Below are 23,226 nucleotides of genomic sequence, written 5' to 3'. Positions count from 1 at the left end.
TTACTTGTTCAAGAATCCCGCGTCGACGGGCAACGTCACCCCGGTGATGTAGCGCGCCTGGTCGGACACCAGCCACGCCACCGCGTTGGCGATGTCCTCGACGTCCAGCACCTCCACCGGCATGGCGTTGCCCATGGCGCCCGGCGTGTCCGTCGCGGCGGCCATCTTGGCGAGCCACTCCCGGGTGAATTCGTTGTTGATCATCGGAGTCTCTACGCCGGACGGGTGAATCGAATTGACCCGAATCATCTGTCCCGCAAGCAGATTTGCGTAGACGCGCATCAGCCCGACCACCCCGTGCTTGGCGGCGGCGTAGCCGACCGAACCGGCGTCCGGGCTGCCGACCCCGGCCAGTCCGGCGCTCGAACTGATCAGCACGATCGACCCGCCGGTGCCCTGCTTGACCATCGTCGGTATCGCGACCTTGATGGTGTGGTAGACGCCGGTGAGGTTGACGTTGATGACGTCGTGCCAGCCGTCGTCACCGGATTGCATGGGGGCGATCCCGGCGTTGGCTACCACGATGTCCAGTCGGCCGAACTCGTCCAGTCCCGCCTGCAACGCGGCAGCCAGCGATTCGCGGTCGCGGACGTCGCCGCGGGCGGCCACGATGCGCGCGCCGGTGTCCTGCACCAGCTTCACGGTGGCGGCCAAGTCCTCGGGCGTGGCCAGCGAGTAGGGGACGCTGGCGATCTGGTCGCACAGGTCGACGGCGATGATGTCGGCGCCGTCGGCGGCCAGGCGCACCGCGTGCGCGCGGCCCTGCCCGCGTGCGGCGCCGGTGATGAAGGCGACTTTGCCCTTCAGCGGGCCTTCTGGCGAACGGGTCATCAGGGCCGCAGCTGTCCTTTGGCCGGGTCGCCCGCCGATACCGGCTGCAGCATCTTGATGTCGGGGGCCCCGACCAGGTGCTCGCCGGCCGCGGTGAACATCTTGGTGACCGCCGGCGCGGTGCTGTGCGCCTTGAGCGCCTCGGCGTCGGCCCACTGCTCGACGAAGACGAAGGTCTCGTCCGACTGGTGCAACGCGTACAGCTGGCAGCCCGGCTCGTCGTGCACTTCTTCGACTGCCCGCGTGAGAATGTCGCGAACGGTGTCGATCGACTCAGGTTTCACAGTCATGGTGGCGACGACGACAACGGGCATTGATGGGCCTCCTGGGGCGCTGTGGGGGTGGGTGACGAGGACGACTTCAAGCAACCGAATGTCACCCTACTCACGCGATTTGGCGCCCGGGTCGCACCATGCCTGACCCGGCCCCACGGTTACCAGTGTGGCGGGTGGTGTAGATGATGCCGTTGCGACTACTCTTGCCGTCATGCCCAGTAAGACCGCCGCCCGCTCCCGAAGCCGAACGAGCAGGTCAAAGGCCAATTCCCGCGCCAGTGGGTCCCGGGGTGCGCGTCCGGCGGCACCCCGCAAGAAGGCCGGCAAGCCCGCGAGGCGGCGCCATCAGGCGCCGCTGGTCGGGGCGGGGCTGACCTGCGGTCGCGCCGTGCGCGCCATCTGGTTGATGGCCGCCCGGGGGACCGGCGGCGCAGCCCGATCGATCGGGCGAGCCCACGACATCGATCCCGGGCATCGCCGCGACGGCATAGCGCTGCTGTTGCTGGGCTTTTCCGTAGTGGTCGCGGCGAGCTCGTGGTTCCACGCCGCCGGACCGGTCGGCACGTGGGTCGACACGCTGCTGCGGACCTTCATCGGCGCGGGCGTGCTGGCCCTGCCGGTCGCCACCGCCGCGGTGGCGGTGACCCTGATGCGCACCGAGCCCAACCCGGATGTGCGGCCCCGGCTGATCCTGGGTACCAGCTTGATCACGCTGTCGGTCCTCGGTTTGCGCCACTTGTGGTCCGGCTCGCCGGGAGACCCGGAAGCGCGCCGCCGCGCGGCCGGTTTCATCGGCTTCGCCATCGGCGGGCCGCTGTCGGACGGGCTCACGCCCTGGATCGCCGCGCCGTTGTTGTTCATCGGGTTCATGTTCGGGCTGTTGCTGCTGACCGGAACCACCATCCGGGAGGTGCCCGACGTGGTTCGCGCCATGTTCGGCACCCGACTGGTCGGCGACGACGAGCCGTACGACTATGCGGACGAGTTCGACGACGACGCCGAAGCGGGCCGTGACGACTACTACGACGACGCGTCCTCCGTCCCCGGGCCGCCGGCGTGGTCGCCGGACGACGACGCCCAGGCCGCGCTGCAGGACGACATTCCGACCGTGCCCGAACCCGCCGTCCAGCCTGCCGTGGCGGCCTCGCGGGGCCGCAAGCGTGGGCGGCCGGCGGGCAAGCACGACACCGTGGAACTGGACCGCATCGTCGAGGGCCCCTACACGCTGCCCTCGCTCAGCCTGCTGGTGGCGGGCGATCCGCCCAAGAAGCGCAGCGCCGCCAACAACGTCATGGCCGACGCCATCACCGAGGTGCTCACCCAGTTCAAGGTCGACGCCGCCGTGACCGGCTGCACCCGCGGCCCGACGGTCACCCGGTACGAAGTTGAGCTGGGACCGGGCGTGAAGGTCGAGAAGATCACCGCCCTGCAGAAGAACATCGCGTACGCGGTGGCCACCGAGAGCGTGCGCATGCTGGCCCCGATTCCCGGCAAGTCGGCCGTGGGCATCGAGGTGCCCAACACCGACCGCGAAATGGTGCGGCTGGCCGACGTGCTCACCGCCCCATCGACCCGGCGCGACCACCACCCGCTGATCATCGGGCTGGGCAAGGACATCGAGGGCGACTTCATCTCGGCCAACCTGGCCAAGATGCCGCACCTGCTGGTGGCCGGTTCCACCGGATCCGGCAAGTCCAGCTTCGTCAATTCGATGCTGGTATCGCTGCTGGCGCGCGCCACCCCGGAGGAGGTCAGGATGATCCTGATCGACCCCAAGATGGTGGAACTCACGCCGTATGAAGGCATTCCGCACCTGATCACCCCGATCATCACCCAGCCCAAGAAGGCGGCGGCGGCGCTGGCGTGGCTGGTCGAGGAGATGGAGCAGCGCTACCAGGACATGCAGGCATCCCGGGTGCGGCACATCGACGACTTCAACGAGAAGGTCCGCTCCGGCGTCATCACGGCGCCGCTGGGCAGCCAGCGCGAATACCGGCCGTACCCGTATGTGGTGGCGATCGTCGACGAGCTGGCCGACCTGATGATGACCGCGCCGCGCGATGTCGAGGACGCCATCGTCCGCATCACCCAAAAGGCCCGTGCCGCAGGCATCCACCTGGTGCTGGCCACCCAGCGCCCGTCGGTGGACGTGGTCACCGGTCTGATCAAGACCAACGTGCCCTCCCGGCTGGCGTTCGCCACGTCGTCGCTGACCGACAGCCGCGTCATCCTGGACCAGGCCGGCGCCGAAAAGCTGATCGGCATGGGCGACGGCCTGTTCCTGCCGATGGGGGCGAACAAGCCGATCCGGCTGCAGGGCGCCTTCATCACCGACGAGGAGATCCACGCCGTCGTCACCGCCTGCAAGGACCAGGCCGAACCCGAGTACACCGAGGGCGTCACCACCGCCATGCCCACCGGGGAACGCACCGACGTCGACCCCGACATCGGCGACGACATGGACGTCTTCCTGCAGGCCGTCGAGCTGGTGGTGTCCAGCCAGTTCGGCTCCACGTCGATGCTGCAGCGCAAGCTGCGCGTTGGGTTCGCCAAGGCCGGCCGGCTGATGGACCTGATGGAGACCCGAGGCATCGTCGGCCCCTCGGAGGGTTCCAAAGCGCGCGAGGTGCTGATCAAGCCCGACGAACTGGCCGGAACGCTGGCGTTGATCCGCGGCGGCAGCGACGCCGACGGGAGCGACCCCGAGGACTGACTAGAGCCTCAACAGCATCCGCGAGTTGCCGAGGATATTCGGCTTGACGTAGCTGAGGTCCAGGAATTCGGCGACACCGATGTCGTAGGAGCGGCACATCTCCTCGAACACCTCGGCGGTCACCGGCGTGCCCTCGATCTCGGTGAATCCGTGCCTGGCAAAGAACTCGGTTTCGAACGTCAACACGAACAGCCGCTTCAACTGCAGCTCACGGGCTACGTCCAACAGCCGGTCGACGATCGCGTGGCCGATGCCATGGCCGGTCAGCGCCGGGCTGACCGCGACGGTGCGCACCTCGCCGAGGTCCGACCACAGCACGTGCAGCGCCCCGCAACCGACCACCTCGCCCTCGTGTTCGGCCACCCAGAATTCCTGCACGGACTCGTACAACGTCACGAGGTTCTTCTCCAGCAGGATCTTTCCCGCATAGGTGTCGACCAAGTGCTTGATGGCCGGAACGTCGGACGTTCGCGCGCGCCGAATCACCGCCTGATGGCGCTGGGGACTTCTGCTCACGGCTAACAGTATCGACATCGCGGACGGCTGTGCTGGTCAACCGTTATTCTGTTGCCGTGTCGGGGCAGCCGCAGACGGGTCCGGTGGCAGGCCGCGCAAACATCGCCAACCTCGCCAATACGCTGACCCTGCTGCGGCTCGTCCTGGTGCCGATCTTCCTGCTCGCGCTGTTCGCCGGGGACGGCCACCAAAACGGTTTCCGGGTGGTGGCTTTCGTCATCTTCGCGGCCGCCTGCATCACCGATCGGCTCGACGGCCTGCTGGCTCGCAACTACGGCATGGCGACCGAATTCGGCGCATTTGTCGATCCGATCGCGGACAAGACGCTGGTGGGGTCGGCGCTGATCGGGCTGTCGATGCTCGGTGAACTGCCGTGGTGGGTCACGGTGCTGATCCTGGTCCGCGAATTCGGGGTCACCGTGCTGCGGCTGGCGGTCATTCGCCGCGGCGTCATACCTGCGAGTTGGGGTGGCAAAGTCAAGACCGTGGTGCAGGTGCTGGCCATCGGATTGTTCGTGCTGCCCCTGGCGGGGTCGTTCCGGGTGGCCGCGGCGGTGGTGATGGGCGCGGCGATCGTGCTGACCGTCATCACGGGTATCGACTACGTCGTCTCGACCGTCCGGGAAGTACGCCGCACGCCCCGCTGATTCCGGCGGCACCGATCGGGAACCAGACCACCGCCGGCCGCGTTCACCTAGTGAGCACCTGCCGGAGGCAAGCTGAGTACGTGCCGCGCAGGGCCGACTGGACGAAGGAGGGCGGGATGCCGCCATTGGTGCGCGAGGTCATCGGCGACGTACTGCGTGAGGCCCGTACGACACAAGGCAGGACACTGCGTGAGGTGTCCGATTCGGCGCGGGTGAGCCTGGGATACCTGTCCGAGGTGGAGCGCGGCCGCAAGGAGCCGTCCAGCGAGCTGCTGAACGCGATCTGCGACGCGCTGGACGTCCCGCTGTCGTCGGTTCTCACCCACGCCGGCGAGCGGATGGCCAGCGAGGAGCGGGCCGCCGTCGGCGCACCCGTGGACGGGGCGGCCAGCACCAGCATCAAGGTCGTCATTCCGCCGGTAGCGTCGCTGGCGCTGGCCTGAGCGCCGGGCAGCGATCCCACGTAAGGGGTGGGGCGATCGGCGCCGACCCGTTAAATTGAGCGACAGGCGCAGAGCCCGTTCAGGCCCATCCGGGTCCTCAAGAAGCGAAGGTGGAGCTATCTCATGGCCAATCCGTTCGTCAAGGCGTGGAAATACCTCGCGGCGCTGTTCAACGCCAAGATCGACGAGCATGCAGACCCCAAAGTCCAGATCCAGCAGGCCATCGAGGAAGCGCAACGCACGCATCAGGCGCTGACCCAGCAGGCCGCGCAGGTGATCGGCAATCAGCGGCAACTGGAGATGCGGCTGAATCGTCAGCTGGCGGATGTGGAGAAGCTGCAGGTCAACGTTCGTCAGGCCTTGACGCTGGCCGATCAGGCGACCGCGTCCGGTGACGCCGCGAAGGCCACCGAGTACAACAACGCCGCCGAGGCGTTCGCCGCCCAGCTGGTGACCGCCGAGCAGAGCGTCGAAGACCTCAAGACGCTGCACGACCAGGCGCTGGGCGCGGCCGCGCAGGCCAAGAAGGCGGTCGAGCAGAACGCCATGGTGCTGCAGCAGAAGATCGCCGAGCGCACCAAGCTGCTCAGCCAGCTCGAGCAGGCGAAGATGCAGGAGCAGGTGAGCGCGTCGCTGCAGTCGATGAGCGACATCGCCGCCCCGGGCAACGTCCCCAGCCTCGACGAGGTGCGCGACAAGATCGAGCGGCGGTATGCCAACGCGATCGGGGCCGCCGAGCTCGCGCAGGGTTCGGTGCAGGGCCGGATGCTCGAGGTCGAGCAGGCCGGCGTCCAGATGGCCGGCCATTCCCGGCTGGAACAGATCCGCGCCTCGATGCGTGGCGAGGCCCTGCCGACCGGTGGGACGCCGGCCGCGGGGACAACGCCCCCCACCCCGGCGCCCGCCGAAAGCGCGGGCGGCTCGGTCACCGAGAAGCCGCTTGGCCAGTAGTCGAAGCGTCGTTGCGGTGAAAGCGGCACAGCCAGGACCGTGGCGCGCGCTGCTGCACCGCGGGCTGGCCACCGCGGCCGACGTCTCCGACATGGTGGCCCGCAGGATCAGCGCGGTCGCGGATCCGCGCGCACGCCAGCTGCGCCGCCGCCGCCGCGCGCTTCGGTGGGGCCTGATCTTCAGCGCCGGCTGCGTGTTCTGGGCGGCGGTGACGATGCTCCTCGCGGCCTGGGGCTGGTTCGCATTGCTGCTGGAAATCACCGGCGGCGTCGCGGTTTTCATGGCCATCCCGGCGACGCTGTTGCTGCTTCGCTATCGCTGGCTGCGGTCCGAGCCGTTGCCGACCCCCCGGACGGCCGGCGTGCGCAGGCTGCCGCCACCGGGTTCGGCGGCGCGCCCGGCGATGTACGCGCTGGGCGCCTCGGAGCGAGGATTTACCTCATTGCTGGCGGTGATCGAGCGGGGCGCGATGTTGCCCGCCGCCGAGATCCACGACCTGACCGCGGCCGCCACCAGGACCTCGGCGGCCATGGCATCCACCGCCGCGCAGGTGGTCTCGATGGAGCGGGCGGCGCAGGCCAGCGAGGAATCACGGTCGTATCTGGTGCCCACCATCAACGCGTTCACTGCGCAGCTCAGCGCCGGCGTCCGTCAATACAACGAAATGGTAACCGCGGCAGCGCAATTGGTGTCCTCGGCGAACGGCGACGGATCGGCCGCGTCGCAGCAGTATCGCGCCGAGCTGGCGGGCGCAACGGACCGGCTGGTCGGCTGGGCACAGGCGTTCGACGAACTCGGCGGATTGCGCGGGACGGGCTAGCTTCCCCGGCTCACCGGCGTGGCCCGCGGATCACGTTGCTAGAACGATGCTTTGAGCGACGGCAGCAGCAGCGCCGCCAGACCGCGTGCGGTGGCCTTGAGCATGTCGAAGAAGTCGAAGTAGTCCCGCCACAACGTGATTCGCCCGTTCTGGACCTCGAACACGCCGCACACCCAGAACTGTAGCCGCAGCGGGCCGAAGATCAGCGCGTCGGTGCGTTCGGTGAGCACCGCGCCGCCGTCGGCCGCGATGCGGTGGATCTTCACCTCGAAGGCGGCGCGCCCCTCCATCTGGCGAAACAGCTTCATGGCCCTGGCCCGGCCACGGATGGTGGGCAGGCCGACGTTTTCGTAGACGAGGTCCTCGGCCAGCGCGGCGTCGGCGGCGTCGTAATCCGCGTCCTGCAGGGCGTAAAGGAATCCTTCGACCGTACGGATGTTCGCAACGGTTGTGCCAGTTAGCTCGGTCATCTTGCCAGCGTAGGCGCGTGGCGATCGGGCGCTGTGGCAGGGTGAGCACGATGCGTGTCGCCGTGGTCGCCGGGCCCGATCCCGGGCATTCGTTCCCCGCGATTGCGTTGTGCCGGCGCTTCGCCGCAGCCGGCGATGAGCCCACGCTGTTCACCGGCGCCGAATGGCTCGACACCGCCCGCCGCGCCGGCATCGGCGCCGTCGCGCTGGACGGGCTGGCGGCCACCGACGACGACGTCGACGCCGGGGCCAGAATTCACCGGCGCGCCGCGCGAATGGCCGTGCTCAACGTGCCCGCGCTGCGCGGACTGGCGCCCGACCTGGTGGTGTCGGACGTCATCACCGCCGGCGGCGGCATGGCCGCCGAACTGCTGGGCATCCCGTGGATCGAACTCAACCCGCATCCGCTGTACCTGCCGTCGAAAGGACTGCCGCCGATCGGCAGCGGGCTGGCACCGGGCACCGGCATCAGAGGCCGGCTGCGCGACGCCACGATGCGCGCGCTGACGGCGCGATCCGTGCGCACGGGCCTGCAGCAGCGCGCCAACTCGCGCGTCGAGATCGGGCTGCCGGCACGCGATTTCGGGCCGTTGCGGCGGCTGATCGCGACGCTGCCAGCGTTGGAAGTGCCCCGCCCGGACTGGCCCGCCGAGGCCGTCGTCGTCGGGCCGCTGCATTTCGAGCCGACCGACCGGATCCTCGAGGTCCCGGCCGGCTCCGGGCCGGTGGTGGTCATTGCGCCGTCGACCGCCGTGATCGGGACGGAAGGCCTTGCCGAGGTCGCATTGGGGTGTTTGACGCCGGGGGAGACCCTGCCGGCGGGATCGCGCCTGCTGGTGTCGCGGCTGGACGGACCGGAACTGAGGGTGCCGCCGTGGGCGAAGGTCGGACTGGGACGTCAGGACGAGTTGTTGACGCATGCCGATTTGGTGATCTGCGGCGGCGGCCACGGCATGGTGGCCAAGACGCTGCTGGCCGGGGTGCCGCTGGTGGTGGTGCCCGGCGGCGGCGACCAGTGGGAGATCGCCAACCGTGTGCTGCGCCAGGGCAGCGCGCGGCTGATCCGGCCGCTGACCGCCGACGCGCTGGTGGCCGCCGTCAACGAGGTGCTGTCGTCGCCGGGCTACCGGGCGGCGGCGCAGACGGCGGCCGCCGGCATCGCCGACGTCGCCGATCCGGTCCGGGTGTGCCGCGACGCGCTCGCGGTGGCCGGATGATCCGCTGCGCGCCGTCCCGGCCGACCTATGCTTCGACGGGAGGCACCCGATGAGGATCATCACCACGATCGCCGGCGCCCTGCTGGCGGGCTCGCTGGCCGGCGCGGCGGTAGCGCACGCCGACAGCCCCGAGGAACAACAGGCGTGCCAGTTGATGGACGATCCGGCCGCCGCCCAACAGGGACTCGCGCCGGCCGAATACGCCTTCATGCAGCTGCGCGCCACCATGTCGGCCCAACGCGCGCGCGACGTCATGTCCATTGCGGTGCAAGAGGACTGCCCGAACCACATCATCGACCTGCCCGCCAGCTGGAGGTAGCGGCTTCGAGCTCAGGTGTCTCATGCGCGCGGGCTGGGTATGTTGACTGGCGTGCGGCTAACGGAGTTTCACGAGCGGGTCGTCCTGCGCTTCGGCACCACCTACGGGTCCTCGGTGCTGGTGGATCACGTGCTGAGCGGCTTCGACGGACGCACGGCCGCGCAAGCCATCGAGGCCGGCATCGAGCCCCGCGACGTCTGGCGGGCGTTGTGCGTGGACTTCGACGTGCCCCGGGAACAGTGGTGAGCGCGGGGCGCTATTCGTATGCCGGGTAGGTGTTCTGCCGCAACACCGTGGCGAGGTGCACGGCGTTGCCGACCGCATTGCCGGTAGCGGATGCAAACGGCGTCCGGCACCGGGCTCTTCTTCAACGAGTCTTCAACGAGCAGACCAGAGCGATGGCGCGCAAGGATTGCGTAGCGGCTGAGGACATGCCGGTCACTTACCCTGATGCGGCGAGGCCAAACGACGCCCACATCGTCCGATCGGCCCTACCGCCGTGTCCGATGCAGTCCGCAGTCGCCGCACAACGAGCCCCCGGGCAGACGGTAAAAGAGGCAGCAGCTGCGACGCCGGAATGCCAGCTGCCGCCCGGTGAGAACACCGGATCCGGCCATCATTCCGGTGTCCAGCAACAACCGGGTCGTCCGCACAACCGACGGCCGCAGGTCGGGCCGCGCCGTGAGCAGGGCCTGCGCGGCTCCGACGAGCGCGGAGGCGACGTTCCCGGCGACCAGGGCGGGCGCCAGCTTGACCGGTAGGCCGGCGGCGAGCGGCAGCATGTGGTCGGTCACGACGATGCGATACAGCACTTCGGGCGCGGGCAAGGCGATGGGTTCCCCGGCGGGTTGGGGCAGCCGCAGCTGTGCGCCGCCCTTTGCGCGTTGCAGGTCGTCGAGGTCGGGCAGTACGCCGTGACCGATCGAGCATGCGAGCACCGGTGACCACAGCCGGGTGGCGTGCCCCAGGTGAACCAGCGAGGCGCCGATCCGCAGATCACTCGTGCGGTAGCGCCGTGCGGTGGCGTCGATCAGGTCGGCGCAGCCGTCGGCGTAGGACGGCCCGACCGGACGCCATCCCGCCGGGTCGCCACCCACGGTCAACGCGAAAAAGCCACCGTAGGAAGCTATTTCGGCTAGCTCGGTGGAAATGTCCACTTTGGTGCGACCCCCTCTTGGGGAAATCCGGCCCCGTCGTCGTGCGCCCCGGCCGTCATGGGGAGGCGCCGACGGCGAGTACCCGGCTCTCTCGGGTGCAAGAAGATCACAGTGGCGGGACCGCATCGGGCTCGCACCGATTTCTGTCGGCGCGCCCTTTCGGTAGCCGATGCTGCCACAGAGGTGGCGTGCGCGGCGTGTCGGACTTGAATCGAACACCTGTTCGGCTACTGTGGTGAACGTTCGGCCAGTCAACTTGTCGGTGGCTTTCTCTAATGTCACCGACAACCGACCGATACCGGTCAGACGAACACCGACTATAGGAGAGGCACCATGGCGCAAGCCCCCGACCGCGAGAAGGCTCTCGAACTGGCGATGGCCCAGATCGAAAAGAGCTACGGCAAAGGCTCAGTGATGCGTCTCGGCGACGAGACGCGTCAGCCGATCTCGATCATCCCGACCGGATCCATCGCCCTGGACGTGGCCTTGGGCATCGGCGGGCTGCCCCGCGGCCGGGTCGTGGAGATCTACGGCCCGGAATCCTCGGGTAAGACCACCGTCGCCCTGCACGCGGTGGCCAACGCACAGGCCGCCGGCGGCGTCGCCGCCTTCATCGACGCCGAGCACGCCCTGGACCCGGAGTACGCCAAGAAGCTCGGCGTGGACACCGATTCCCTGCTGGTCAGCCAGCCTGACACGGGGGAGCAGGCCCTCGAGATCGCCGACATGCTGATCCGCTCCGGCGCCCTGGACATCCTGGTCATCGACTCGGTGGCCGCGCTGGTGCCGCGCGCCGAGCTCGAAGGCGAGATGGGCGACAGCCACGTCGGGCTCCAGGCCCGGCTGATGAGCCAGGCCCTGCGGAAAATGACTGGCGCACTCAACAATTCGGGCACCACCGCGATCTTCATCAACCAGCTACGCGAGAAGATCGGGGTGATGTTCGGCAGCCCCGAAACCACCACGGGTGGAAAGGCTTTGAAGTTCTACGCGTCGGTGCGCATGGACGTACGCCGGATCGAGACGCTCAAGGACGGCACCAACGCGGTCGGTAACCGCACCCGGGTCAAGATCGTCAAGAACAAGGTGGCGCCGCCCTTCAAGCAGGCCGAGTTCGACATCCTCTACGGCCACGGGATCAGCCGGGAGGGCTCGCTGATCGACATGGGTGTGGAGCAGGGCTTCATTCGCAAGTCCGGTTCCTGGTTCACCTATGAGGGTGAGCAGCTCGGCCAGGGTAAGGAGAACGCCCGCACCTTCTTGATGGAAAACGACGAAGTCGCCAACGAGATCGAGAAGAAGATCAAGGAAAAGCTCGGCATTGGCGCGGTCGTGACCGATGACGAAGTCCTGCCCGCCCCCGTCGATTTCTGAGCCCTCCCGCGAGGAGCAGGCGCGGGCGCTGTGCCTGCGCCTGCTCACCGCGAGAGCGCGCACCCGGGCCGAACTCCACGGCCAGCTGGCCAAACGCGGCTACCCCGGCGACGTCAGTGAGCGGGTGCTCGGCCGGTTGGCCTCCGTCGGCTTGATCGACGACGTCGACTTCGCCCAGCAGTGGGTGCAGTCCCGCCGGGCGAACGCCGGGAAAAGCAAGCGCGCGTTGGCCGCCGAGCTGCAGACGAAGGGTGTCGACGACGACGTGATCACCTCCGTGCTGGCCGAGATCGACTCCGGCGCCGAACGGGACCGGGCCGAGCGGTTGGTCCGGTCCAAGCTGCGCCGGGAGACGCTTGACGGTGACGACGCGCGGGTGACCCGCAGGCTGGTGGGACTGCTGGCGCGCCGCGGCTACAGCCAGAACTTGGCGTGCGAGGTTGTTTTCGCCGAGTTGGCCGCCGAGCGGGACCGCCGCCGGGTGTAGGCCCTTTGACGTGCGGTTTCCCGTGCGCCTACCCGTCGCCGTACCATGGCCCCGTGACTTCGATGGTGGCGCAGGGCGCGGTGCCCGCAGACGCGGCGGCTTACGCCGTGCCGCCGCGCACCTACCAAGTCCGCACCTATGGCTGTCAGATGAACGTCCACGACTCAGAGCGGTTGGCAGGCCTGCTGGAAGCGGCCGGATATCACCGGGCCGCCGAGGGTTCGGACTTTGGAGACGCCGACGTGGTGGTGTTCAACACCTGCGCGGTGCGGGAGAACGCCGACAACAAGCTGTACGGCAACCTCAGCCACCTGGCTCCGCGCAAGCGGGGCAATCCCGAGATGCAGATCGCCGTCGGCGGCTGCCTGGCCCAAAAGGACCGGGACGCGTTGCTGCGCAAGGCCCCCTGGGTCGATGTCATCTTCGGCACCCACAACATCGGGTCGCTGCCCACGCTGCTGGAGCGCGCCCGGCACAACAAGGTCGCCCAGGTCGAAATCGCCGAGGCGCTGCAGGAGTTCCCGTCGTCATTGCCCAGCGCACGCGAATCCGCCTACGCCGCTTGGGTTTCCATCTCGGTCGGGTGCAACAACAGCTGCACGTTCTGCATCGTCCCGTCGTTGCGGGGCAAAGAGGTCGACCGCAGTCCGGATGACATCCTGGCCGAGGTCCGCTCGCTGGTCGACGACGGCGTGGTCGAGGTCACGCTGCTGGGCCAGAACGTCAACGCCTATGGCGTGTCCTTCGCCGACCGGGCCCTGCGCCGCGACCGTGGCGCCTTTGCTCGCCTACTGCGGGCGTGCGGCGACATCGACGGGCTGGAACGGGTGCGGTTCACCTCGCCGCATCCGGCCGAATTCACCGACGACGTCATCGAGGCGATGGCGCAGACGCCGAATGTCTGCCCAGCCCTGCACATGCCGCTGCAGTCCGGATCGGACCGGGTGCTGCGCGCGATGCGACGGTCCTACCGCGCCGAGCGCTACCTCGGCATCATCGACCGCGTCCGGGCCGCCATGCCGCACGCCGCCATCACCACGGACCTGATCGTCGGATTCCCCGGAGAGACCGAAGAGGACTTCGCCGCCACGCTCGACGTGGTGCGCCGTGCCCGGTTCTCGGCCGCGTTCACCTTCCAGTACTCCAAGCGGCCCGGCACCCCCGCCGCCGACCTCGACGGGCAGATACCGAAAGCCGTTGTGCAGGAACGGTATGAGCGGCTGATCGAACTGCAGGAGGCGATCTCGCTGGAGGGCAACCAGGCCCTGATCGGACAGACCGTCGAACTGCTGGTCGCCACGGGCGAAGGGCGCAAGGACAGCCGAACCGCGCGGATGACCGGGCGGGCCCGTGACGGCCGGCTGGTGCACTTCGCCGTCGACACGCCCCCCGACGCCCCGGTGCGGCCCGGGGACGTCATCACCACGGTGGTCACCGGGGCCGCGCCGCACCACCTGATCGCCGACGCGGGGGTCGTCACGCATCGCCGCACCCGGGCGGGTGATGCGCAGGCCGCCAAACAACGCCCTGGCGGCGTCGGCCTCGGCATGCCCGCCGTCGGGCCGCCCGTCGGCCCACCCGAACCCCTTGGATGTGCACTGTGAAAAAAGAAATGGACAACGACGACATACAGCTCGGCGCCCTGCGGACCGAGATCGAGGCCGCAGAACGTCGGGTGGCCCGAGGAATCGACCCCGGCCCACGAGCCTTTTTCGTGTCGATCCTGGTGTTCGTGCTGCTCGCGTCCTTCGTCCTGCCGCACACCGGCGACGTGCGCGGCTGGGATGTGTTATTCGGTAGCCACCACGCCGGCGCGGCCGCCGTGGCCCTGCCGTCGCGCGTGTTCGCATGGCTGGCACTGGTGTTCGGCGTGGGCTTCTCGATGCTGGCGCTGGTGACGCGGCGCTGGGCGCTGGCCTGGGTGGCGTTGGCGGGCACCGCCATTGCGGGCGCCGCGGGCATGCTGGCGATCTGGTCGCGTCAGACCGTTTCCGCGGGGCACCCGGGACCCGGCTGGGGCCTGATCGTCGCTTGGCTCACCGTGCTCGTGCTCATCTACCACTGGGCACGCGTGGTCTGGTCGCGCACCATCGTGCAGCTCGCCGCCGAGGAGCAGCGGCGCCGCGTCGCGGCGGCGCAGCAGTCGATCACCCTGCTCGACGGCCTGGACAACCCGGCCACGCCCGCAGCCCCGGAGACCCGCGACGATCCCGGCGCCGACAAAGGGGCCTGACCTCCGCTAGGGCTTGCGGGTCAGGGCGTCGACGGCCGCCTGCGCCCACTGCCGCCACTGCTCGGCGTTGGCCTTGGCCTCTTCGGCCTCCTTGGTCCGCCCCGCCACCGCGGCCTTCTGAGCCTGCTGTTCGTATTGCTCCGCGCGGGCCTGGAATTGCTCGGCCCGAGCCTGCGCCTGCGGGTCAGACCAGCCCGTGTCCCCGGCGTCGCGCACCTTCTTCTCCACCGCACGCAGCCGCCGCTCCAACTCGGCGGACCGCTCGCGCGGGACTTTGCCGATCGCGTCCCACTTCTCGGTGATCGTGCGCAGCGCCGCGCGGGCGGCGTCGTGGTTGCTGGTGTCGAGCTTCTCCGCCTCGGCCAGCAAGGCCTCCTTGGCGGTCGCATTAGCCCGGAACTCGGCGTCCTTTTCCGCCGTCACCGCGTTACGCGCGGTGAAGAACACGTCCTGGGCGGCCTTGAAACGCCGCCACAGCGCGTCGTCGACCTCCCGGGTCGCCCGCCCGGCCGCCTTCCACTCGGTGAGCAGCTTGCGGAATTCGGCGCTGGTCGCGGTCCAGTCGGTCGAGTCGGACAGCGCTTCGGCCCGCTCGCACAAGCGTTCCTTGGCCTGGCGGATCCCCGAGCGTTCCCGGTCCAGCTCGGCAAAGTGCGATCCCCGGCGCCGGTTGAAGGTTTCCCGGGCCGCGGAGTACCGCTTCCACAACGCGTCGTCGACCTTGCGGTCCACCCCGCTGATCGTCTTCCACTCGTCGAGGATCGCGCGGAACCGGTCGCCCGCGGCCTTCCACTGCGTCGCGTTGGCGGCCAACTCCTCGGCCTCCGCGGCCAGGGCCTCCTTGCGGGCGGTCTGCGCGGCCCGATGCTCCTCGCGCCGGGAGCGGTCCGCGGCGACGGCCGCCTCGGCGTGTTCGACGATGGTGCTCAACCGGCTCGCCAGCGCGTCGATATCGCCGAGCACGGCGGCGGTCGGCAGCGCCTCGGTCAGCTCGGCCGCATGGGCCCTGATCTTGCGTGCGTCACCCGTCCCGGAGGTCAGGCGCTCCTCCATCAGGGTGACCTCGGTGGCCAGGTCATCGAAGCGACGGCCGAAGTGGGCGAACGCCGCCTCCCGATCGCCGGCCTGCCAGGAGCCGACGATGCGCTCGCCGGCGGAGCTGATCAGCCATACCGTGCCGTCGTCGTCCACGCGGCCGAACTGGTGCGGATTGCTGGGCGGCGGCATCACCAGTGGGTGAGCGGTGGTGGGCCGCGGAGTCGGCCGGGGACCGGGACGTGGTCCCGGACGCGGCGCGGGCCGAGCTGAATCGTCGCGAGGCTCGTCCGTCATGCGCTCGTCACTACCCTTTCCCAACCCGTCCGCGCGGTCCATGTCCCGCGCGCCTGCCGCGCGTAGCGGCACCGTCTTCCTGCGTCTGCCGGATGCCCGTCGCCGGGTTCTCCCAACAGGTGCTTAACAGTATTCAAGCAGCTTGCTCTGGCACGCGCCGCCACCTTCCCATTCCCGACCGACCCGACGGCATCGCGCGTGTTGCGCTTCGAATCGTGCACCGGGCGGGACGTGACGCACGCGCCCGGAGATGCCGCACGCGCGGGCGCGGTCGCCGACTCGCCGAACGGGTCAGGGCGATGTTGTGACGCTGATCGCATCGCATGCGGTACGGCGGGCCGGTAAGCGGCTGGTAGCGGGCGCCGCGGTGGCACGGGCTTAGCCGGCGCTCGCCGCCGGCTGTGTCGTTCTCTTAGAGTTCTCCCACGCGTTACATAGATTGCTGAAGTAATAGTTGAACGGTTACCTGCGGCGTTATTCGCAACGTGTTGAACGTCATAGATTCGTAGTTGAACTGAACGCGAATTGTGCGTGTATTTGCTTGCGCCACGGGGAAAGCTGGGTCGAACGGTCTTAAGGCGGAGGGGTCGGTCATGTCAAAAGTTGACGTCGCGGCGTTACTGGCTTTGTGTGCGGCCCTGGCATCGGCGGTCGGCGACGTCATCCGTCAGCGCTCCGCGCACGAGATCACCGACAAGCCGGTCGGCCACCTAGAACTGTTCCGGATGTCGCTGCGGGACACCCGCTGGTGGCTGGGCGGCCTGGCCGCGATCACCAACTACAGCCTGCAGGCCGCCGCCCTGGCGTGGGGTTCGGTCGTCCTAGTGACCGCGCTGCAGGTGACTGCCCTGCTGTTCGCTCTGCCCATCTACGCGCGGCTGGCCCATCACCGGGTGAAGCCCCGGGAGTGGGCGTGGGCGCTCACCCTGGCCGCCGCCCTGGCGGTCGTCATCATCGTCGGCGATCCCGCCGCCGGGCACCAGCGCGCGCCGCTGCAAACCTGGATGATCGTCGCCGTGGTCATGGTGCCGCTCCTGGTGGCCTGCGTGGTGACCGCGCGGCTGCGCGCCGGCAGCCCGTTCTCCGCCGTGCTGCTCGCGGTGGTGGCGGGCTCCTCACTGGCGCTGTTCGCGGTGCTGACCAAGGGTGTCGTCGAGATGTCCGAGAACGGCCCGCTGCGTGTGCTCACGTCGCCGGAGTTCGTGCCCTGGCTGCTGGTGGCCCTGGCCGGGATGATCTTCCAGCAATCGGCCTTCCGCGCCGGCGCGCTGACCGCCTCGTTGCCGACGATGACGGTGGCCAAGCCGGTGGTCGCCGGCCTGCTCGGGGTGCTGGTGCTGGGCGAGACGCTGAACGCCAACGGCCCCAAGGCTTTCGTGCTGATCGGGGCGGTAGCGGTGGTGCTCATCGCCACGATCGCACTGGCCCGCGGCGAAGCCGCCACCATCGACCGGGCCGAGCCAGGGTCAGGTGGTGCCCCGCGAGAAGTACCGGCCCCGGAGGTGACCGAGGCCGACGGCTTCGGTCCCTTCAGTGACCGTCTGGTTGTGGCGGACAGCTTGCGTCGTTGATGCCCGGCTGCCCGGGCACACCGAACTGATGCCCGGGCACGTTAGTTTGGTGGCGTGCTGAGCGCCATCGCGATCGTCCCGTCGGCGCCGGTCCTCGTCCCCGAACTCGCCGGAGCGGCCGCCGCCGAGGTGGCCGACCTCGCCGCGGCGACGCTTGCGGCGGCCGCATTGCTGCCCGACCGCTGGGTGGCGATCGGGACGGGCCCCGACGACGGCCTGCTGAGCCCTGATGCGGTGGGCACCTTCGCGGGTTTCGGCGCCGACGTACGCGTCCGGCTTTCGCCGTGGGCCGACGAGGCCGCCGCACCGGTTGCGTTCCCGGTCTGCGCGCTGCTGGCCGGCTGGGTGCGCGGCCAGGCGCAGCCGCACGCCAGCGCGCAGGTCCGGATCTATCGCACCGATATTGACGCCGACGCAGCACTGGACCGCGGTAAACGTCTGCGCGCCGAGATCGACGGGCTGGCCGAGCCGGTGGGGGTGCTGGTCGTCGCCGACGGCGCGAACACGCTGACACCGGCCGCCCCCGGCGGGTACAACCCGGACAACGCCGCCGCGCAACAGGCGCTGGACGACGCGCTGGCCCTCGGCGATATCGCCGCGCTGTGCCGCCTGCCGCGCCAGATCCTGGGGCGGGTCGCATTTCAGGTGCTGGCCGGAGTGGCCGAGCCCGGACCCCGATCGGCCAAGGAGCTGTACCGCGGAGCGCCCTTCGGGGTGGGTTACTTCGCCGGCGCCTGGCAGCTGTGACGGCCGCCGTGCGCCCCCTGGCGATCATCGGCCCGACCGGCACGGGCAAGTCGCAGTTGGCCCTCGACTTTGCGGACCGGGTCGAGCGGCTCGGCGTCCGCGCCGAGATCGTCAACGCCGACGCGATGCAGCTCTATCGCGGCATGGACATCGGCACCGCCAAGCTGCCCGTCGACGCCCGCCGCGGCATCCCGCATCACCAGCTCGATGTCCTCGACGTCACCGAGACCGCGACGGTCGCCCGCTACCAGGGCGCCGCCGCCGCCGACGTCGAAGCCATCGCGGCCCGGGGTGCGCTGCCGATCATCGTGGGCGGCTCCATGCTCTACATCCAGTCGCTGCTCGACGACTGGTCGTTTCCCGCCACCGATCCCGCGGTGCGCGCGCGCTGGGAGCAGCGCCTGGCCGAGATCGGGGTGCGCGAACTGCACGCCGAGCTGGCCCGGCGCGACCCCGCCGCGGCGGCGTCCATTCTGCCCACCGATGCCCGACGCACGGTGCGGGCGCTGGAGGTGGTCGAGCTGACCGGTCGCCCGTTCGCCGCCTCCGCGCCGCAGATCGGCGCGCCCAGGTGGGACACCGCCATCGTCGGGCTGGATTGCGACACAACACTTCTCGATGAGCGTCTGGCCCGCCGCACCGACGCCATGTTCGACCGGGGCCTGGTCGGCGAGGTGATCGCGCTGCTCGACAAGGGCCTGCGCGACGGGGTCACCGCCTCGCGCGCGCTGGGCTACGCCCAGGTGCTGACCGCCCTGGATGCCAGCGGTCCGGCGGGCCCCAGCGCCGATCAACTGCGGGACGCGCGCGAGCAGACCTTCTTCGGCACCCGACGCTACGTCCGGCGCCAGCGGTCCTGGTTTCGCCGGGATCACCGCGTACGGTGGCTCGATGTCGGTGCGGCGAGCCCGGCGGAGGACACCGCGGTCGTCGACGCCGCCCTGCGGGCGTGGCGCCACGTATCCTGAGCAGGTGAATTTCGCGAAGGGCCACGGCACCCAGAACGACTTCGTGGTGCTGCCGGACCCCCAGGCCGAGCTGAGCCTGACCGAGTCGCGGGTGGTCGCGCTCTGCGACCGGCGCCGCGGTCTGGGCGCCGATGGGGTGCTGCGCGTCACCACCGCCGGTGCGGCGCTGTCCGCCGGCGTGCTCGACCGGGTGCCCGACGGAGTGGGCGCCGGCGACTGGTACATGGACTACCGCAACGCAGACGGGTCCGTCGCCCAGATGTGCGGCAACGGCGTGCGGGTCTTCGCCCACTACCTGCGAACCAGCGGTATGGAGTCCCGCGACGAATTCGTGGTCGGGTCGCTTGCGGGTCCGCGGCCGGTCGCGGTGCACCGCGTCGACGCGACGACCGCCGACATCAGCGTCGACATGGGCAAGGCCAACACGCTGGGCCCGGGCGAAGCGGTCGTGGGCGGCCGGCGGTTCGCGGGCCTGGCCGTCGATGTGGGCAATCCGCACCTGGCCTGCGTGGACCCACAACTGACGGCCGAGGCGCTGGCGGCGCTGGACGTCGCCGCGCCGGTGAGCTTCGATCGCGCCCAATTCCCGGACGGGGTGAATGTCGAGATCCTCACCGCACCGGACGATGGGGCGGTGCACATGCGCGTGCACGAGCGGGGAGTGGGCGAAACGCGCTCGTGTGGCACCGGAACGGTTGCGGCCGCGGTCGCCGCGCTGGCCGGTGCCGGCGCGGCCACCGGCACCCTGACCGTGCGCGTGCCCGGCGGCGACGTCGTCGTCACCATCACCGACGCCACCAGCTTCCTGCGCGGACCGTCCGTATTGGTAGCCCATGGAGAACTCAGCGAGGAATGGTGGCGCGAACAGCAGCGTTAAATCAGGTGCGCGACACCGCTTTCGCGTGCATCATCTCTTATTGCCTATGACAGAACCTGAATTTCGCGACCACGCTCCGGCAATCCCGGAGCCCAGCACGGGCGAACTCGCCCTCGAAGATCGGTCGGCGCTGCGCCGCGTCGCCGGCCTGTCGACCGAACTCACCGACGTCTCCGAAGTCGAATACCGCCAGCTCCGGCTCGAGCGGGTCGTCCTGGTGGGCGTGTGGACCGACGGCACCGCCGCGGACAGCGAGGCCAGCATGGCCGAGCTCGCGGCGCTGGCCGAAACCGCCGGCTCCGAGGTGCTCGAGGGGTTGATCCAGCGCCGTGACAAGCCCGACCCGTCGACCTACATCGGTTCGGGCAAGGCGGCCGAACTGCGCGAAGTGGTGCTGGCGACCGGCGCCGACACCGTCATCTGCGACGGTGAACTCTCCCCGGCGCAGCTGACCGCACTGGAGAAGGCGGTCAAGGTGAAGGTCATCGACCGCACCGCCTTGATCCTCGACATCTTCGCCCAGCACGCCACCAGCCGGGAGGGCAAGGCGCAGGTTTCGCTGGCCCAGATGGAGTACATGCTGCCGCGGCTGCGTGGCTGGGGTGAGTCGATGTCGCGGCAGGCCGGTGGCCGTGCCGGCGGCAGCGGGGGAGGCGTGGGCCTGCGCGGTCCCGGTGAAACCAAGATCGAGACCGACCGGCGGCGCATCCGCGAGCGCATGGCCAAGCTGCGCCGCGAGATCAAGGACATGAAGCAGGTCCGCGACACCCAGCGCAGCCGGCGGGTGCACAGCGATTTGCCTGCGGTCGCCATCGTCGGCTACACCAACGCCGGCAAGTCGAGCCTGCTCAACGCGCTGACCGGGGCCGGAGTGCTGGTCCAGGACGCGCTGTTCGCCACCCTGGAACCCACCACCCGACGCGCCGAGTTCTACCCCAATTCCAAGACGCCCGGCTCTTATGTGCTCACCGACACCGTCGGATTCGTCCGGCACCTGCCCACCCAACTGGTCGAAGCCTTCCGCTCCACGCTGGAAGAAGTGGTCGACGCCGACCTGTTGGTACACGTCGTCGACGGCTCCGACGTCAACCCGCTGGCGCAGATCAACGCGGTCCGCCAGGTGGTCTCGGAAGTCGTCGCCGATTACGGGGCCGACCGCGATGGTGCCGCGCCCCAGGAGCTGGTGGTGGTGAACAAGGTCGACGCCGCAAGCGATTTGACGCTGGCCAAGCTTCGCCATGCCCTGCCGGGCGCCATGTTCGTGTCCGCGCGCACCGGCGACGGTATCGACGCCCTGCGCCGCCGGATCGCCGAGCTCGCCGTTCCGGCCGACACCGCCGTCGACGTGGTGATCCCGTACCACCGCGGCGACCTGGTGGCCCGCTTGCACGCGGACGGGCGCGTCCAGCACGAGGAGCACAACGCCGAGGGCACCCACATCCGGGCGCGGGTTCCGCTGGCCCTGGCCGGCAGGTTGCGCGAGTTCTCCGCGTCCTGAACGCACCCGGGGAACTCCGCGGCGCTCGCCGTCCCGACCTGCTCGACCCGACGCTAGGCGACCCCGCCGGCTGTCTACCAACCGTCCGGTTGGTATATCTTGGGCTGCAGGAATCCCAGTCGCCGGAGGTCTTTCATGAGCAGCGCCATCAAATACCAGCGCACTCTTTTCGAATCAGAGCACGACCTGTTCCGCGAGTCCTACCGCGGCTTCCTCGAGCGCCACGTCGCGCCGTACCACGACGAGTGGGAGAAAGAGAAGATCGTCGACCGCGGTGTGTGGCTCGAGGCCGGCAAGCAAGGCTTCCTCGGCATGGCGGTGCCCGAAGAGTACGGCGGCGGCGGCAATCCCGACTTCCGGTACAACGCGATCATCACCGAGGAAACCACCGCCGGCCGCTACAGTGGCATCGGTTTCGGCCTGCACAACGACATCGTGGCGCCGTACCTGTTGGCCCTGGCCACCGAGGAGCAGAAGCAACGCTGGCTGCCGAAGTTCTGCACCGGCGAGCTGATTACGGCGATCGCGATGACCGAACCGGGAACTGGTAGCGATCTGCAGGGCATCAAGACCCGTGCCGTCAAGCAGGGCGACCATTACGTGCTCAACGGCTCAAAGACCTTCATCACCAACGGAATCAACTCCGACCTCGTGATCGTGGTCGCGCAGACCGACCCGGAAAAGGGCTCTCAGGGCTTCTCGCTGCTCGCCGTCGAGCGGGGCATGGAGGGCTTCGAGCGCGGGCGCCACTTGGACAAGATCGGGCTCGACGCCCAGGACACCGCCGAGCTGTCGTTCACCGACGTCCAGGTGCCGGCCGAAAACCTGCTGGGCAAGGAGGGCATGGGATTCATCTACCTCATGCAGAACCTGCCGCAGGAACGCATCTCGATCGCCATCATGGCCGCCGCGGCCATGGAGCAGGTGCTCGACCAGACCGTGCAGTACACCAAGGAGCGCAAGGCATTTGGCAAGCCGATCGGCAGTTTCCAGAACAGTCGCTTTGTGCTGGCCGAGCTGGCCACGGAGGCGACCGTGGTCCGCATGATGGTCGACGAGTTCCTCCGCCTGCACCTGGACCACAAGCTGACGGCTGAGCAGGCCGCGATGGCCAAGTGGTACTCGACCGAAAAACAGGTCCATTTGATCGACCGCTGCCTGCAACTGCACGGTGGCTACGGCTACATGCGTGAATATCCCGTTGCCCGTGCCTATCTGGATGCGCGGGTGCAAACGATCTACGGCGGCACGACCGAGATCATGAAGGAAATCATCGGCCGCGGCCTCGGCGTCTAGCATTTCGTTTGCTGGATCGCGGGCAGCGATCGCAACACCCGCGGACGATATCGGCGCAGGGATGTGCGGCAATCGCTGCGCGCGACGGAGATTCGTCTGCTGTCTCGCACCGCGCCGCGAGCGTCAAACCGAGCTGATTGTTCGGGGGTAGAGCGTGAATGCGCTGATGGCTCACGTACCGTCGGCGCATGTGTTTCGGGTGCGCCGACCGTGACATCGCGCATTGTCAGCCCCGTGCTCGCGCTACCGGCTCATGCCCGCCGCGCGACCGCGGCCTTCGCAATTCTGGTGTGCGAGTCGGCAGTCCGGCGGCATCACTCGATGGGGCATTCCCGCCGCATTTCCGTGCGATATCCGCGACACCACGCGAACGGTGCCAGGGCGGATCGCGATTGGGCCATGGGCCGGCATCATTTCGACATCGGTGGGGTATCCGTTTTTGTAAAATTCGTGATTTGACTTCGCATTTCTTCTTGGCTGGAGC

The 23,226-nt window shown here is 69.1% G+C and carries 24 protein-coding genes; 18 read left to right on the top strand and 6 right to left on the bottom strand.

From position 1 onward, the window contains the following. Together AC5Y4H_RS10145 and AC5Y4H_RS10140 are read right to left on the bottom strand one after the other, a co-directional pair. Entirely contained in the window at positions 1-831 is an 831-nt protein-coding gene (locus tag AC5Y4H_RS10145) for a mycofactocin-coupled SDR family oxidoreductase (protein ID WP_499981037.1), read from the bottom strand. After that, positions 831-1,145: a putative quinol monooxygenase gene (locus AC5Y4H_RS10140; RefSeq protein WP_499981034.1), complete on the bottom strand. Its 315-nt coding sequence runs from the start codon at positions 1,143-1,145 to the stop codon at positions 831-833. The genes AC5Y4H_RS10145 and AC5Y4H_RS10140 overlap by 1 nt, the downstream gene beginning before the upstream one ends. Positions 1,146-1,317: 172 nt before the next feature. Between AC5Y4H_RS10140 and AC5Y4H_RS10135 the strand changes: the two genes are divergently transcribed. Further along, positions 1,318-3,819: an FtsK/SpoIIIE family DNA translocase gene (locus AC5Y4H_RS10135; RefSeq protein ID WP_499981031.1), complete on the top strand. Its 2,502-nt coding sequence runs from the start codon at positions 1,318-1,320 to the stop codon at positions 3,817-3,819. Here AC5Y4H_RS10135 and AC5Y4H_RS10130 read toward each other — a convergent pair whose 3' ends face one another. After that, positions 3,820-4,353: an amino-acid N-acetyltransferase gene (locus AC5Y4H_RS10130; protein ID WP_499981025.1), complete on the bottom strand. Its 534-nt coding sequence runs from the start codon at positions 4,351-4,353 to the stop codon at positions 3,820-3,822. A gap of 38 nt (positions 4,354-4,391) precedes the next feature. Between AC5Y4H_RS10130 and pgsA the strand changes: the two genes are divergently transcribed. The 4 genes from pgsA to pspM all read left to right on the top strand — a co-directional run bounded on the left by pgsA (position 4,392) and on the right by pspM (position 7,196). Beyond that, the gene (gene pgsA / locus AC5Y4H_RS10125) at positions 4,392-4,982 is read left to right on the top strand and encodes a CDP-diacylglycerol--glycerol-3-phosphate 3-phosphatidyltransferase (protein WP_499981022.1); all 591 of its coding nucleotides are present in this window, start codon (positions 4,392-4,394) and stop codon (positions 4,980-4,982) included. Positions 4,983-5,098: 116 nt separating this feature from the next. Continuing rightward, positions 5,099-5,425 carry a transcriptional regulator ClgR gene (clgR, locus tag AC5Y4H_RS10120; protein WP_499981019.1) on the top strand — a complete coding sequence of 109 codons (327 nt, stop codon included), beginning with the start codon at positions 5,099-5,101 and terminating at the stop codon, positions 5,423-5,425. Between the two features lie 123 nt (positions 5,426-5,548). Next, positions 5,549-6,376 (top strand): phage shock protein PspA, encoded by an 828-nt coding sequence (gene pspA / locus AC5Y4H_RS10115; RefSeq protein WP_499981016.1) that lies wholly within the window; start codon positions 5,549-5,551, stop codon positions 6,374-6,376. Continuing rightward, positions 6,366-7,196, top strand: a complete 831-nt coding sequence (gene pspM / locus AC5Y4H_RS10110; RefSeq protein ID WP_499981012.1) for a phage shock envelope stress response protein PspM — start codon at positions 6,366-6,368, stop codon at positions 7,194-7,196. The genes pspA and pspM overlap by 11 nt, the downstream gene beginning before the upstream one ends. Positions 7,197-7,234: 38 nt before the next feature. Here pspM and AC5Y4H_RS10105 read toward each other — a convergent pair whose 3' ends face one another. Then, the gene (locus AC5Y4H_RS10105; protein ID WP_499981009.1) at positions 7,235-7,666 is read right to left on the bottom strand and encodes a limonene-1,2-epoxide hydrolase family protein; all 432 of its coding nucleotides are present in this window, start codon (positions 7,664-7,666) and stop codon (positions 7,235-7,237) included. Between the two features lie 50 nt (positions 7,667-7,716). Here AC5Y4H_RS10105 and AC5Y4H_RS10100 point away from each other — a divergent pair, with 50 nt between their 5' ends. Genes AC5Y4H_RS10100 through AC5Y4H_RS10090 form a run of 3 tightly spaced genes read left to right on the top strand, consistent with a single transcriptional unit; the run spans position 7,717 to position 9,448 of the window. Continuing rightward, on the top strand, positions 7,717-8,883 hold the full coding sequence (locus AC5Y4H_RS10100; protein WP_499981007.1) for a glycosyltransferase: 1,167 nt from the start codon (positions 7,717-7,719) through the stop codon (positions 8,881-8,883). Between the two features lie 49 nt (positions 8,884-8,932). Beyond that, a complete protein-coding gene (locus tag AC5Y4H_RS10095; RefSeq protein WP_499981005.1) occupies positions 8,933-9,202 on the top strand; it encodes a hypothetical protein in 270 nt (89 codons plus the stop codon). A 51-nt stretch (positions 9,203-9,253) separates the two neighbouring features. Next, positions 9,254-9,448 (top strand): DUF3046 domain-containing protein, encoded by a 195-nt coding sequence (locus AC5Y4H_RS10090; RefSeq protein ID WP_499981003.1) that lies wholly within the window; start codon positions 9,254-9,256, stop codon positions 9,446-9,448. Positions 9,449-9,693: 245 nt separating this feature from the next. Here the strand turns inward: AC5Y4H_RS10090 and AC5Y4H_RS10085 are convergent, their stop codons facing one another. Continuing rightward, positions 9,694-10,359, bottom strand: coding sequence for a (2Fe-2S)-binding protein (locus tag AC5Y4H_RS10085; RefSeq protein WP_499981001.1), 666 nt, complete (start codon positions 10,357-10,359; stop codon positions 9,694-9,696). A gap of 333 nt (positions 10,360-10,692) precedes the next feature. On the opposite strand from AC5Y4H_RS10085, the gene recA reads away from it, so the two are divergent. From recA to AC5Y4H_RS10065, 4 genes are all read left to right on the top strand, one after another. Beyond that, the gene (recA, locus tag AC5Y4H_RS10080) at positions 10,693-11,733 is read left to right on the top strand and encodes a recombinase RecA (protein ID WP_499980998.1); all 1,041 of its coding nucleotides are present in this window, start codon (positions 10,693-10,695) and stop codon (positions 11,731-11,733) included. Then, entirely contained in the window at positions 11,699-12,220 is a 522-nt protein-coding gene (gene recX / locus AC5Y4H_RS10075) for a recombination regulator RecX (protein WP_499980995.1), read from the top strand. The genes recA and recX overlap by 35 nt, the downstream gene beginning before the upstream one ends. A 62-nt stretch (positions 12,221-12,282) precedes the next feature. Beyond that, positions 12,283-13,824: a tRNA (N6-isopentenyl adenosine(37)-C2)-methylthiotransferase MiaB gene (gene miaB, locus AC5Y4H_RS10070; protein ID WP_499981254.1), complete on the top strand. Its 1,542-nt coding sequence runs from the start codon at positions 12,283-12,285 to the stop codon at positions 13,822-13,824. Continuing rightward, on the top strand, positions 13,812-14,453 hold the full coding sequence (locus AC5Y4H_RS10065; protein WP_499980991.1) for an Rv2732c family membrane protein: 642 nt from the start codon (positions 13,812-13,814) through the stop codon (positions 14,451-14,453). The genes miaB and AC5Y4H_RS10065 overlap by 13 nt, the downstream gene beginning before the upstream one ends. A gap of 6 nt (positions 14,454-14,459) precedes the next feature. On the opposite strand, the gene AC5Y4H_RS10060 is transcribed toward AC5Y4H_RS10065, so the two are convergent. Next, positions 14,460-15,785 (bottom strand): DUF349 domain-containing protein, encoded by a 1,326-nt coding sequence (locus tag AC5Y4H_RS10060; protein WP_499980987.1) that lies wholly within the window; start codon positions 15,783-15,785, stop codon positions 14,460-14,462. Positions 15,786-16,378: 593 nt separating this feature from the next. Here AC5Y4H_RS10060 and AC5Y4H_RS10055 point away from each other — a divergent pair. The 6 genes from AC5Y4H_RS10055 to AC5Y4H_RS10030 all read left to right on the top strand — a co-directional run bounded on the left by AC5Y4H_RS10055 (position 16,379) and on the right by AC5Y4H_RS10030 (position 22,742). Continuing rightward, positions 16,379-17,356, top strand: a complete 978-nt coding sequence (locus AC5Y4H_RS10055) for a DMT family transporter (protein ID WP_499980984.1) — start codon at positions 16,379-16,381, stop codon at positions 17,354-17,356. 54 nt (positions 17,357-17,410) lie between these two features. Further along, positions 17,411-18,103, top strand: a complete 693-nt coding sequence (locus AC5Y4H_RS10050) for a class III extradiol ring-cleavage dioxygenase family protein (RefSeq protein WP_499980982.1) — start codon at positions 17,411-17,413, stop codon at positions 18,101-18,103. A gap of 8 nt (positions 18,104-18,111) precedes the next feature. After that, positions 18,112-19,071: a tRNA (adenosine(37)-N6)-dimethylallyltransferase MiaA gene (miaA, locus tag AC5Y4H_RS10045; protein ID WP_499981252.1), complete on the top strand. Its 960-nt coding sequence runs from the start codon at positions 18,112-18,114 to the stop codon at positions 19,069-19,071. A gap of 4 nt (positions 19,072-19,075) precedes the next feature. After that, positions 19,076-19,948 (top strand): diaminopimelate epimerase, encoded by an 873-nt coding sequence (dapF, locus tag AC5Y4H_RS10040; protein ID WP_499980981.1) that lies wholly within the window; start codon positions 19,076-19,078, stop codon positions 19,946-19,948. Between the two features lie 46 nt (positions 19,949-19,994). Next, positions 19,995-21,446 (top strand): GTPase HflX, encoded by a 1,452-nt coding sequence (gene hflX / locus AC5Y4H_RS10035; RefSeq protein ID WP_499980979.1) that lies wholly within the window; start codon positions 19,995-19,997, stop codon positions 21,444-21,446. 135 nt (positions 21,447-21,581) lie between these two features. Next, positions 21,582-22,742 carry an acyl-CoA dehydrogenase family protein gene (locus tag AC5Y4H_RS10030; RefSeq protein ID WP_499980977.1) on the top strand — a complete coding sequence of 387 codons (1,161 nt, stop codon included), beginning with the start codon at positions 21,582-21,584 and terminating at the stop codon, positions 22,740-22,742. Positions 22,743-23,226 lie beyond the last annotated feature (484 nt).

It is taken from the genome of Mycobacterium sp. NGS58, assembly GCF_059812385.1.
Note: the sequence above shows the minus strand (reverse complement) of the source record. Positions and strands in the feature narration are given on the sequence as shown.

Excerpts from the sequence above, each read along its gene's own strand:
- AC5Y4H_RS10145 (WP_499981037.1), bottom strand. The coding sequence starts at position 831 with ATGACCCGTTCGCCAGAAGGCCCGCTGAAGGGCAAAGTCGCCTTCATC.
- AC5Y4H_RS10140 (WP_499981034.1), bottom strand. The coding sequence starts at position 1,145 with ATGCCCGTTGTCGTCGTCGCCACCATGACTGTGAAACCTGAGTCGATC.
- AC5Y4H_RS10135 (WP_499981031.1), top strand. The coding sequence starts at position 1,318 with ATGCCCAGTAAGACCGCCGCCCGCTCCCGAAGCCGAACGAGCAGGTCA.
- AC5Y4H_RS10130 (WP_499981025.1), bottom strand. The coding sequence starts at position 4,353 with ATGTCGATACTGTTAGCCGTGAGCAGAAGTCCCCAGCGCCATCAGGCG.
- clgR (WP_499981019.1), top strand. The coding sequence starts at position 5,099 with ATGCCGCCATTGGTGCGCGAGGTCATCGGCGACGTACTGCGTGAGGCC.
- pspA (WP_499981016.1), top strand. The coding sequence starts at position 5,549 with ATGGCCAATCCGTTCGTCAAGGCGTGGAAATACCTCGCGGCGCTGTTC.
- AC5Y4H_RS10105 (WP_499981009.1), bottom strand. The coding sequence starts at position 7,666 with ATGACCGAGCTAACTGGCACAACCGTTGCGAACATCCGTACGGTCGAA.
- AC5Y4H_RS10100 (WP_499981007.1), top strand. The coding sequence starts at position 7,717 with ATGCGTGTCGCCGTGGTCGCCGGGCCCGATCCCGGGCATTCGTTCCCC.
- AC5Y4H_RS10095 (WP_499981005.1), top strand. The coding sequence starts at position 8,933 with ATGAGGATCATCACCACGATCGCCGGCGCCCTGCTGGCGGGCTCGCTG.
- recA (WP_499980998.1), top strand. The coding sequence starts at position 10,693 with ATGGCGCAAGCCCCCGACCGCGAGAAGGCTCTCGAACTGGCGATGGCC.
- recX (WP_499980995.1), top strand. The coding sequence starts at position 11,699 with ATGACGAAGTCCTGCCCGCCCCCGTCGATTTCTGAGCCCTCCCGCGAG.
- miaB (WP_499981254.1), top strand. The coding sequence starts at position 12,283 with ATGGTGGCGCAGGGCGCGGTGCCCGCAGACGCGGCGGCTTACGCCGTG.
- AC5Y4H_RS10065 (WP_499980991.1), top strand. The coding sequence starts at position 13,812 with ATGTGCACTGTGAAAAAAGAAATGGACAACGACGACATACAGCTCGGC.
- AC5Y4H_RS10060 (WP_499980987.1), bottom strand. The coding sequence starts at position 15,785 with ATGACGGACGAGCCTCGCGACGATTCAGCTCGGCCCGCGCCGCGTCCG.
- AC5Y4H_RS10055 (WP_499980984.1), top strand. The coding sequence starts at position 16,379 with ATGTCAAAAGTTGACGTCGCGGCGTTACTGGCTTTGTGTGCGGCCCTG.
- hflX (WP_499980979.1), top strand. The coding sequence starts at position 19,995 with ATGACAGAACCTGAATTTCGCGACCACGCTCCGGCAATCCCGGAGCCC.
- AC5Y4H_RS10030 (WP_499980977.1), top strand. The coding sequence starts at position 21,582 with ATGAGCAGCGCCATCAAATACCAGCGCACTCTTTTCGAATCAGAGCAC.